The organism is Lysinibacillus sp. RS10, assembly GCF_041956855.1.
Taxonomy (GTDB): Bacteria; Bacillota; Bacilli; order Bacillales_A; family Planococcaceae; genus Lysinibacillus; species Lysinibacillus xylanilyticus_A.
Genome location: NZ_CP167122.1, coordinates 4,702,848 through 4,714,245 on the forward strand (window position 1 = coordinate 4,702,848; position 11,398 = coordinate 4,714,245).

The 11,398-nt window shown below is 44.2% G+C and carries 4 protein-coding genes, 5 tRNA genes and 3 rRNA genes; all 12 read right to left on the reverse strand.

Going from position 1 to position 11,398, the window contains the following annotated elements; translation table 11 throughout:
- Positions 1–21 precede the first annotated feature (21 nt).
- Positions 22–95, reverse strand: a tRNA-Trp gene (locus ACB089_RS23555).
- 13 nt (positions 96–108) lie between these two features.
- A tRNA-Tyr gene (locus ACB089_RS23560) sits at positions 109–192 on the reverse strand.
- 6 nt (positions 193–198) lie between these two features.
- Positions 199–274, reverse strand: a tRNA-Thr gene (locus ACB089_RS23565).
- An 11-nt stretch (positions 275–285) separates the two neighbouring features.
- Positions 286–361, reverse strand: a tRNA-Asp gene (locus ACB089_RS23570).
- Between the two features lie 4 nt (positions 362–365).
- Positions 366–441 (reverse strand) — tRNA-Val (locus ACB089_RS23575).
- Positions 442–451: 10 nt separating this feature from the next.
- Positions 452–567: ribosomal RNA gene (gene rrf, locus ACB089_RS23580) — 5S ribosomal RNA — on the reverse strand.
- 222 nt (positions 568–789) lie between these two features.
- Positions 790–3,717 (reverse strand): 23S ribosomal RNA (locus tag ACB089_RS23585).
- A gap of 180 nt (positions 3,718–3,897) precedes the next feature.
- Positions 3,898–5,449 (reverse strand): 16S ribosomal RNA (locus ACB089_RS23590).
- The 16S, 23S and 5S rRNA genes sit together here with 5 tRNA genes alongside, the layout of an rRNA operon.
- Positions 5,450–6,164: 715 nt before the next feature.
- On the reverse strand, positions 6,165–8,018 hold the full coding sequence (locus tag ACB089_RS23595) for an SLC13 family permease (protein ID WP_374967624.1): 1,854 nt from the start codon (positions 8,016–8,018) through the stop codon (positions 6,165–6,167).
- Positions 8,019–8,588: 570 nt separating this feature from the next.
- Positions 8,589–9,203 carry a nicotinate-nucleotide adenylyltransferase gene (nadD, locus tag ACB089_RS23600; RefSeq protein ID WP_374964163.1) on the reverse strand — a complete coding sequence of 205 codons (615 nt, stop codon included), beginning with the start codon at positions 9,201–9,203 and terminating at the stop codon, positions 8,589–8,591.
- 25 nt (positions 9,204–9,228) lie between these two features.
- On the reverse strand, positions 9,229–10,686 hold the full coding sequence (locus tag ACB089_RS23605) for a nicotinate phosphoribosyltransferase (RefSeq protein WP_374964164.1): 1,458 nt from the start codon (positions 10,684–10,686) through the stop codon (positions 9,229–9,231).
- Positions 10,687–10,709: 23 nt separating this feature from the next.
- Positions 10,710–11,261: a cysteine hydrolase family protein gene (locus ACB089_RS23610; RefSeq protein WP_374964165.1), complete on the reverse strand. Its 552-nt coding sequence runs from the start codon at positions 11,259–11,261 to the stop codon at positions 10,710–10,712.
- Positions 11,262–11,398: the final 137 nt, after the last annotated feature.

The following is an 11,398-nucleotide window of genomic DNA, read 5'->3' on the forward strand; positions in this document are numbered from 1 at the left end:
GATAACGAGTACCTCGAAACCTGGCAGGGGCAGTAGGAATCGAACCCACACCAAAGGTTTTGGAGACCTCTATTCTACCGTTGAACTATGCCCCTATTATATTAAAACTGGTGGAGGGGGACGGATTCGAACCGCCGAACCCTAAGGAGCGGATTTACAGTCCGCCGCGTTTAGCCACTTCGCTACCCCTCCAATGGATGGTGCCGGCGATAGGAGTCGAACCCACGACCTACTGATTACAAGTCAGTTGCTCTACCAACTGAGCTACACCGGCAAAAAAAAAAATGGCGGTCCCGACCGGGATCGAACCGGCGATCTCCTGCGTGACAGGCAGGCATGTTAACCGCTACACCACGGGACCATAATGGTGGAGGATGACGGGCTCGAACCGCCGACCCCCTGCTTGTAAGGCAGGTGCTCTCCCAGCTGAGCTAATCCTCCTGGGTATAATGCCTAGCGACGTCCTACTCTCACAGGGGGAAGCCCCCAACTACCATCGGCGCTAAAGAGCTTAACTTCCGTGTTCGGTATGGGAACGGGTGTGACCTCTTTGCCATCATCACTAGACTATTTTCGACCTCCAATACACGGCGTATTACTGCGTCAGCTTCTCTCGCTCAATCGGTCACGTACAGAGGTACGCTCCCTCATTCACTCGTTTGCTTCCTTGTACTACTTGTGTCTTGAAGCTCTCTTCGGCTTTCAATATACATCGTATCTTGAAACCCTTGGTTGAAAGAAATTATTCTTTCAAAACTGGATAAACGTGCATTGAATGTTTCAAACGTTTTGGTTAAGTCCTCGATCGATTAGTATTCGTCAGCTCCATGTGTCACCACACTTCCACCTCGAACCTATCTACCTCATCGTCTTTGAGGGATCTTACTTACTTGCGTAATGGGAAATCTCATCTTGAGGGGGGCTTCATGCTTAGATGCTTTCAGCACTTATCCCGTCCACACATAGCTACCCAGCGATGCCTTTGGCAAGACAACTGGTACACCAGCGGTGTGTCCATCCCGGTCCTCTCGTACTAAGGACAGCTCCTCTCAAATTTCCTACGCCCACGACGGATAGGGACCGAACTGTCTCACGACGTTCTGAACCCAGCTCGCGTACCGCTTTAATGGGCGAACAGCCCAACCCTTGGGACCGACTACAGCCCCAGGATGCGATGAGCCGACATCGAGGTGCCAAACCTCCCCGTCGATGTGGACTCTTGGGGGAGATAAGCCTGTTATCCCCGGGGTAGCTTTTATCCGTTGAGCGATGGCCCTTCCATGCGGAACCACCGGATCACTAAGCCCGTCTTTCGACCCTGCTCGACTTGTAGGTCTCGCAGTCAAGCTCCCTTGTGCCTTTACACTCTACGAATGATTTCCAACCATTCTGAGGGAACCTTTGGGCGCCTCCGTTACCTTTTAGGAGGCGACCGCCCCAGTCAAACTGTCCGCCTGACACTGTCTCCTGCCCCGCTAAGGGGCATGGGTTAGAATTTCAATACAACCAGGGTAGTATCCCACCGACGCCTCCTTCGAAGCTGGCGCTCCGAGATCTCTGGCTCCTACCTATCCTGTACAAGTTGTACCAAAATTCAATATCAGGCTACAGTAAAGCTCCACGGGGTCTTTCCGTCCTGTCGCGGGTAACCTGCATCTTCACAGGTACTATAATTTCACCGAGTCTCTCGTTGAGACAGTGCCCAGATCGTTACGCCTTTCGTGCGGGTCGGAACTTACCCGACAAGGAATTTCGCTACCTTAGGACCGTTATAGTTACGGCCGCCGTTTACTGGGGCTTCAATTCGCAGCTTCGCTTGCGCTAACCACTCCTCTTAACCTTCCAGCACCGGGCAGGCGTCAGCCCCTATACGTCACCTTACGGTTTTGCAGAGACCTGTGTTTTTGCTAAACAGTCGCCTGGGCCTATTCACTGCGGCTCTCATGCGCTTGCACGCTCAAGAGCACCCCTTCTCCCGAAGTTACGGGGTCATTTTGCCGAGTTCCTTAACGAGAGTTCTCTCGCACACCTTAGGATTCTCTCCTCGACTACCTGTGTCGGTTTGCGGTACGGGCACCTCTCACCTCGATAGAGGCTTTTCTTGGCAGTGTGAAATCAGGAACTTCGTCCATACGGACTCGCCATCACAGCTCAACGTTACAGTGTGCGGATTTGCCTACACACACGCCTTACTGCTTGGACGCGCACAACCAACGGCGCGCTTACCCTATCCTACTGCGTCCCCCCATTTCTCAAACGGTGAGGAGGTGGTACAGGAATATCAACCTGTTGTCCATCGCCTACGCCTATCGGCCTCGGCTTAGGTCCCGACTAACCCTGAGCGGACGAGCCTTCCTCAGGAAACCTTAGTCATACGGTGGACGGGATTCTCACCCGTCTTTCGCTACTCATACCGGCATTCTCACTTCTAAGCGCTCCACCAGTCCTTCCGGTCTGACTTCAACGCACTTAGAACGCTCTCCTACCACTGACATCATAGATGTCAATCCACAGCTTCGGTGAATCGTTTAGCCCCGATACATTTTCGGCGCAGCGTCACTCGACCAGTGAGCTATTACGCACTCTTTAAATGATGGCTGCTTCTAAGCCAACATCCTGGTTGTCTGTGCAACGCCACATCCTTTTCCACTTAACGATTACTTTGGGACCTTAGCTGGTGGTCTGGGCTGTTTCCCTTTTGACTACGGATCTTATCACTCGCAGTCTGACTCCCGTGTATAAATATCTGGCATTCGGAGTTTGTCTGAATTCGGTAAACCGGGATGGCCCCCTAGTCCAAACAGTGCTCTACCTCCAGTATTCTCATCACGAGGCTAGCCCTAAAGCTATTTCGGAGAGAACCAGCTATCTCCAAGTTCGATTGGAATTTCTCCGCTACCCACACCTCATCCCCGCACTTTTCAACGTGCGTGGGTTCGGGCCTCCAGTAAGTGTTACCTCACCTTCACCCTGGACATGGGTAGATCACCTGGTTTCGGGTCTACGACCACGTACTAATTCGCCCTATTCAGACTCGCTTTCGCTGCGGCTCCGCCTTCTAAAGCTTAACCTTGCACGTAATCGTAACTCGCCGGTTCATTCTACAAAAGGCACGCTATCACCCATTAACGGGCTCTAACTACTTGTAGGCACACGGTTTCAGGATCTCTTTCACTCCCCTTCCGGGGTGCTTTTCACCTTTCCCTCACGGTACTGGTTCACTATCGGTCACTAGGTAGTATTTAGCCTTGGGAGATGGTCCTCCCGGATTCCGACGGAATTTCACGTGTTCCGCCGTACTCAGGATCCACTCAGGAGAGAACGAACTTTCGACTACAGGGCTTTTACCTGCTCTGGCGGACCTTTCCAAGTCGCTTCATCTAACTCGCTCTTTTGTAACTCCGTATTGAGTGTCCTACAACCCCAAGAGGCAAGCCTCTTGGTTTGGGCTCTTCCCGTTTCGCTCGCCGCTACTCAGGGAATCGATTTTTCTTTCTCTTCCTCCAGGTACTTAGATGTTTCAGTTCCCTGGGTCTGCCTTCAAGACGCTATGAATTCACGTCAAGATACTACGCGATTAAACGTAGTGGGTTCCCCCATTCGGAAATCTCCGGATCAAAGCTCACTTACAGCTCCCCGAAGCATATCGGTGTTAGTGCCGTCCTTCTTCGGCTCCTAGTGCCAAGGCATTCGCCGTGCGCCCTTAATAACTTAACCAAGTTATTAAGCCTATAAAAAACTTAAAAAATAAATGTGTTTGTTACAATTTCAATGTCGTTTTATCCAGTTTTCAAAGAACAAGTTTTGAAGTATTTCATTCAGAAGAATGAACCTTCAAAACTGAACGCAAAACGTAATCTTACAAACCCTAGGTTTGTATTCCAAAAATATCCTTAGAAAGGAGGTGATCCAGCCGCACCTTCCGATACGGCTACCTTGTTACGACTTCACCCCAATCATCTATCCCACCTTCGGCGGCTGGCTCCAAAAGGTTACCCCACCGACTTCGGGTGTTACAAACTCTCGTGGTGTGACGGGCGGTGTGTACAAGGCCCGGGAACGTATTCACCGCGGCATGCTGATCCGCGATTACTAGCGATTCCGGCTTCATGTAGGCGAGTTGCAGCCTACAATCCGAACTGAGAACGACTTTATCGGATTAGCTCCCTCTCGCGAGTTGGCAACCGTTTGTATCGTCCATTGTAGCACGTGTGTAGCCCAGGTCATAAGGGGCATGATGATTTGACGTCATCCCCACCTTCCTCCGGTTTGTCACCGGCAGTCACCTTAGAGTGCCCAACTAAATGATGGCAACTAAGATCAAGGGTTGCGCTCGTTGCGGGACTTAACCCAACATCTCACGACACGAGCTGACGACAACCATGCACCACCTGTCACCGTTGTCCCCGAAGGGAAAACTATATCTCTACAGTGGTCAACGGGATGTCAAGACCTGGTAAGGTTCTTCGCGTTGCTTCGAATTAAACCACATGCTCCACCGCTTGTGCGGGCCCCCGTCAATTCCTTTGAGTTTCAGTCTTGCGACCGTACTCCCCAGGCGGAGTGCTTAATGCGTTAGCTGCAGCACTAAGGGGCGGAAACCCCCTAACACTTAGCACTCATCGTTTACGGCGTGGACTACCAGGGTATCTAATCCTGTTTGCTCCCCACGCTTTCGCGCCTCAGCGTCAGTTACAGACCAGAAAGTCGCCTTCGCCACTGGTGTTCCTCCAAATCTCTACGCATTTCACCGCTACACTTGGAATTCCACTTTCCTCTTCTGCACTCAAGTCCCCCAGTTTCCAATGACCCTCCACGGTTGAGCCGTGGGCTTTCACATCAGACTTAAAGGACCGCCTGCGCGCGCTTTACGCCCAATAATTCCGGACAACGCTTGCCACCTACGTATTACCGCGGCTGCTGGCACGTAGTTAGCCGTGGCTTTCTAATAAGGTACCGTCAAGGTACAGCCAGTTACTACTGTACTTGTTCTTCCCTTACAACAGAGTTTTACGATCCGAAAACCTTCTTCACTCACGCGGCGTTGCTCCATCAGGCTTTCGCCCATTGTGGAAGATTCCCTACTGCTGCCTCCCGTAGGAGTCTGGGCCGTGTCTCAGTCCCAGTGTGGCCGATCACCCTCTCAGGTCGGCTACGCATCGTCGCCTTGGTGAGCCGTTACCTCACCAACTAGCTAATGCGCCGCGGGCCCATCTTATAGCGACAGCCGAAACCGTCTTTCAGTATTTCACCATGAAGTAAAATAGATTATTCGGTATTAGCCCCGGTTTCCCGGAGTTATCCCAAACTATAAGGTAGGTTGCCCACGTGTTACTCACCCGTCCGCCGCTAACGTCAAAGGAGCAAGCTCCTTCTCTGTTCGCTCGACTTGCATGTATTAGGCACGCCGCCAGCGTTCGTCCTGAGCCAGGATCAAACTCTCCATAAAAAGAAATTTGATTAGCTCAAATTGTTTTGCTGGCATCATGTTTGATGTCCAAAATTTTGTTTTGTTCATTAACGAAAGTTAATTACTTAAAACTTTATTGATTACGTTTTGCTTGTTCAGTTTTCAAGGTTCATTTCGTTACCGTTTCGCAACAGCAACTCTTATATAATATCACGCTATCAACTAGATGTCAACAACTAATTTATTTAATTTAATTGTTTTTCAGCAGTTGTCTTAACGACTTGTATAATACTACACTCTTATTTTAAAAAGGTCAACACTTTCCCTAAAAAAAACTTTATACTTTTTTACTTCATCGAAAAACTTCCTATATAATGCTCGCAAAAAAATATAGTAATCAATTATGCCTCGGCATAATTGCGTCCGGAATCGGCTTTGTGCTTGCACAAAGAACTCCTTTCCGATTCCTTGACATCCGCCGGAAGCTTTAACTTCTTTCAGCGGATGTTTGGACACCCGCTGAAAAGTGACTTAAAATTGCATTCATCTCACCACCTATAGAGGTGGGAGACTTCTGTATCTGACTCTTTGCTTTCGCTACAAACGACATTTGCTGAAAGAAGTTAAACTCTTCATCTCAAGCAAATTCAATTTTAAATTCTTGCCTAAACTAGAATTCTATCATAACCTTAGTAAAAAAAATAATAGATATTAAAAAAATTGAACAAAAAAACTCGGTATAGAAACCGAGTTTTTAAAACGGAAAGAAAAATGGAATTGCTAACATCATGACAATAAACATGACAATTTGCAATGGTATTCCGATCTTTACAAAATCCATAAATTTATAACCACCAGCTGTCATCACAAGTGCATTCGTTGGGGAAGCAATCGGTGTGACAAACGCCATACTCGCGGCCACAGCAACAGCAATCATGAATGTCGTCGGACTAACTTCCATTGCAATCGCTGCATTCATAGCGATTGGTGCAAATAATACAGCAGTGGCCGTATTACTAATGAACTGACCAAAGATAACTGTTAAAATATAAACTCCAATTAATACCCCATAAGGTCCATAATCACCGAGCGCATTGATAATACCATCAGATAAGATAGCCATTCCACCTGTTTTCTCTAATGCTGTCGCCATAGGAAGCATTGCTGCTACAAGTACAATACTTTCAAAATTCATATTGCTGTATGCATCCTCCATGTTACGTAAACATCCTGTCAAGATCATAAGTACAGCACCAATCATAACGGATATAACTGCAGGAAAAACTTCAAAAGCCATTAACAAAATCATTAAAAGCATAATAGCACCAGCAATACCGGCTTTACCAGTGGCTGCTGCAACACTCGCATGCTCCTTCGGCTGACCAACAACAACGACATCCTGAGTCTCCCTTGCTAGTATTAGAATTTCATCCCATGCTCCCTGCACTAAAATGGCATCTCCGAATTTCAATTTATGTGTAATCATATCTTGAAGCTTATAGCCACCTCTGCGATTAATGCCGATAATGTTTAGATTATATTTTTCTCGGAATCCAAGAGAGCTAACGGTTTCATTAATAAAGCTAGAATTTGGTGTTAATAATACCTCTGCAATGCCAAGATGCTTCGATACCAATTCATCAGCCTCTCCTTCAGCTAACTCCTGCATCTGTAGATGATAATCTGTAGTAAAGCGACGAACATCCTCTTCCTCACCTTGGATATATAGTTCGTCCTTGCCATGTATGACACTTGTCGGTCCTGCCATTTCTTGATATGTCATAGGCAATAAATTGATGCCCTCCTGTGCTTTCCGATGAATTTTCATTATACAGAGCGCATATGTGGCTGGAAGTTTTAACTCTGCCAATGTTGTGTCAATAATCGGGGAGTCCTCCGGTACAAATATTTTGAACAAACGATTGTTCAAATCATATTGCTTAATAATTTTCTTTGGAGAAAGTTTATAACCAGCATTAGTTTGTGTACGGTTTTTATCATTTGGTAATAGGATATTTCGTACGAGTACTAAATAGGTAATACCAGTGATCATCCCTACAATACCAATAGGTGTCACTTCGAAAAAGCCTAGTTTATTGTAGCCGCGATCGACCAATAGCTGACTAACAATTAAATTTGTCGGAGAAGCAATAAGTGTCATAAGCCCAGAAAGACTTGCAACGTATGAGAGTGGGAGTAAGAATTTTGACGGGCTTACCTTCATACTAATCGCAATACTAACGACTATTGGCATCATCAAAGCTACCGTACCTGTATTACTCATAAATGCACCGACAGAACCTACAATAATGAGTAGTAATACAAATAATTTCAGCTCACTATTGCCTGACCATTTCAGTAATAATTGACCTGCCATCCCGGCAAGCCCTGTGCGTAAAATCCCTGCACCCACGACAAATAACCCCGCGATCATTAATACTACAGAGTTTGAAAAACCAGCTAGTGCCTCTGCGGGTGTTAAAATATCCGTAATAACAAATGCTAGGAGTGACACAATCGCAACGAGGTCTGCTCGTACTTTATTGGTCACAAACGCAAAAATTGTCGCTCCTAAAATAAGAAATGTTAATGTAAGCTGCACATCCAAGAATTCCTTTCTAACATTAATCATTATGCTTTACTAATGGTGATATACAAAATCAGGTGTGTTTTTTAACTATTTTTATCCATTATAATTAATGAGAAGGCTCTGATTTTCGCTACGGGCCACTCGCTTTCCCGAGGGAGTCGAGTAGCCCTACACTACAATCAGTTGAAATGGGAATATGATAGCAACAAAAAAATCCTTTCATCGCTCAATAATAAACCTATTTTTTCCTAATCAACACGCCTGATGAAAATCAAACCTTTTGTACTTGTAACATCTTGCTTGTTTGCTATATCACTTATTTTTATTATATCTTACCAAGAGCTACATATGAGAAAGTTCACCGTCTTTTCGAAATAAAAGACTTACCACATAACGAGGGGGTGATTTCCGTTCCGACCGGGCGCTTTCCTAGGGTCGTCCGCTGAGCCGCTTCAATCAACCTATATACATGGCATACGTTTTAAGAAATGTCATCCACCACTTTTGGTAACGAACCAAATAAAAATAAGTGTGGTAATTAACCCACACTCCAAAGGGTATCTATTGTCATGAATTGAATCTATATGATTACTTTTGATAAAGGTTATGCTCTTTAATGTAGTCATAACAAGCGCCAGGCAATAGATATTTCGGCTCGCCGCCCATTGCGAATTCTTCTCGAATATAGGTAGAGCTAATTTCCATTGCTAAGCCTTTGTCGATTAAATGAAATCTTCCATCATCATTATTCCTCAAAATAGGGGAACGACTGATCGTTGATAACATATCAATGCCATGCCTTGCCATTACAATAAATTTATTTTCAGCTACTAACAATTCTCCCTGTTTCCACAACCCTGCCCCAATATCAACTAATAAATCCGCTCCCATAATAAAATGAATTTCATCATTGGGGTGCTGTTCTCTAAAATATTTCATCGTGTCATATGTGTAAATATTCCAACCTTCTTGCTCCATCTCATATGAATCTGCAACAAAACGCTTATCCTTAGCAATAGCCAGCTGTAGCATATTCCACCGATGAGCATCCTTTGTTTTTATCTCTTTATCCTTACGTTTATTGGAGCAAGGTAAAAAAATGACCTTATCTAATTTGCAACGGTGTGCCACTGTGCTTGCCGTCCAAAGATGAACATTTGTAATTGGATCAAAAGACGAACCATAAATACCTATTCTCGCCATTATATAACCCTCCCCTTAACTTCTCTCATACAGACTTTGTGATTTTTTCTTTAATTTCCTTAATGCTTTTCATTTTGTTATCCCAGCATGCTTGACTTAAATCTACAGGGTACTCTTCTGGATTCATCGTCCGTTTGTACTCACCCCATAGTAGATGTAAATTTTCTTCTACATATGCTTGAATTTCCCTAAGCGTTGGTTCCTTGTAAAGGATAGAGCCATCCACTACAATGTCTTCATGTAATTCTTTAGCTGCAAAATTCGTAACAAATTTGCTGATATAAGTATGAACAGGGTGAAACATTTTCAAGCGTTCTTCTTGTTGGGGATTTTCATAGTCTAACGCTATATAATCTCCTTCAGCATGACCATTCCCTTTGTTAATGATTCGATAGATACGTTTGCGTCCTGGCGTTGTTACTTTTTCGGGATTTGCAGAAATTTTAATAGTATCTACCATTTCACCGTTTTCATTTTCAATCGATACTAATTTGTATACCCCACCAAGTGCAGCTTGATCGTAAGCAGTAATGAGCTTTGTTCCGATTCCCCAAGCATCAATTTCAGCTCCTTGAGACTTTAAATTCATAATGGTATATTCATCCAAATCATTAGATGCTATAATTTTCGCTTCCGTGAAGCCAGCTTCATCTAGCATTTCCCTTGCCTTTTTTGAGAGATACGCTAAGTCTCCACTGTCCAAACGGATTCCTACAAAATTGATTTTATCTCCAAATTCCTTTGCTACACGAATAGCGGTAGGAACACCCGAACGCAATGTATCATACGTATCTACTAAGAAAACACAATCTTTATGTGTACTTGCATACTTTGTAAATGCCGTATATTCATCACGGTAAGCCTGTATCATCGCATGTGCATGAGTACCTGACACAGGGATGCCAAATAACTTCCCAGCTCTTACATTACTTGTAGCAGAAAATCCACCAATATAAGCAGCACGAGTTCCCCAAATAGCTGCATCAAATTCATGAGCACGACGTGTACCAAATTCCATCGCCGTATCCTTTCCTATCACTTGTTTAATACGTGAAGCCTTCGTTGCAATAAGGGTTTGGTAATTCACGATATTTAGTATAGGTGTTTCAATTAATTGAGCTTCCGCTAATGATGCCTCAATTCGTAAAATGGGCTCATTCGCAAATACCAATTCACCTTCCTTCATAGCAGAAATGGTACCCGTAAATTTGAGATTTTGAAGATATTTAAGAAATTCCTCTGAATATTTTCCTTCCTCACGTAAATATTGAATATCACTATCCGAAAACCCAAAGCTTTTAATAAACTCCATGATCTTTTGTAAGCCTGCGAATATCGCATAGCCATTACCGAACGGAAGCTTTCGAAAATACAGTTCAAACACCGCTGTGCGATTTTGGATACCATCTCGCCAGTACGTTTCGACCATATTAATTTGATATAAATCCGTGTGTAACATGAAGCTATCGTCTGTATATTTCATTCCCTTTTCCCCCATTCATAAAATCAAATAATAGTGGCTCCGAGTGAATGTTTGAAATGTCCTAACGCCCATTCATGTCCAGCTTGGTTAAAAGACGCAACAGCATTTTCATGAATAACGATGTTAAATCCTTTGTTATAAGCATCCACAGCTGTATGAAGAACACAAATGTCTGTACATACACCTATTAAATGCAATTCAGTAATTCCTCTTTCACGCAATTTAATCTCTAAATCCGTCCCAGCAAAAGCAGAATATCTTGTTTTATCCAAATAGTAGACATGATTTAAATGTTTATTTTCTTCATATAATTCTTTTAAGGAGCCATATAGTTCTCTCCCCTTTGTATCTCTAATATTATGAGGAGGAAAAAGCTTTGTTTCTGGGTGATAGCAATCATCTTTTTCGTGAACATCAATGGCAAAAACCACAAAATCGTCTTTTGAGATAAATTCCTTTGTTAATTGTGTATTTACCTCTTCCAATAGTTGCCCCGGTTTCCCGCAAGTTAGAGCTCCATCTGATGCTACAAAATCCACTGTATAATCAATATTAATCAATGCACGTTTCGGCATATTCCAACACTCCACTTCTTTAATTAGTAATTAAAAAATTACAAATTACTTTTATAGCAATTATGCCTCGGCATAATTGCGTCCGGATCCATGACATCGGCTGGAGGCTTTAGGCCAACAGATGTTTTTTGTGCGAC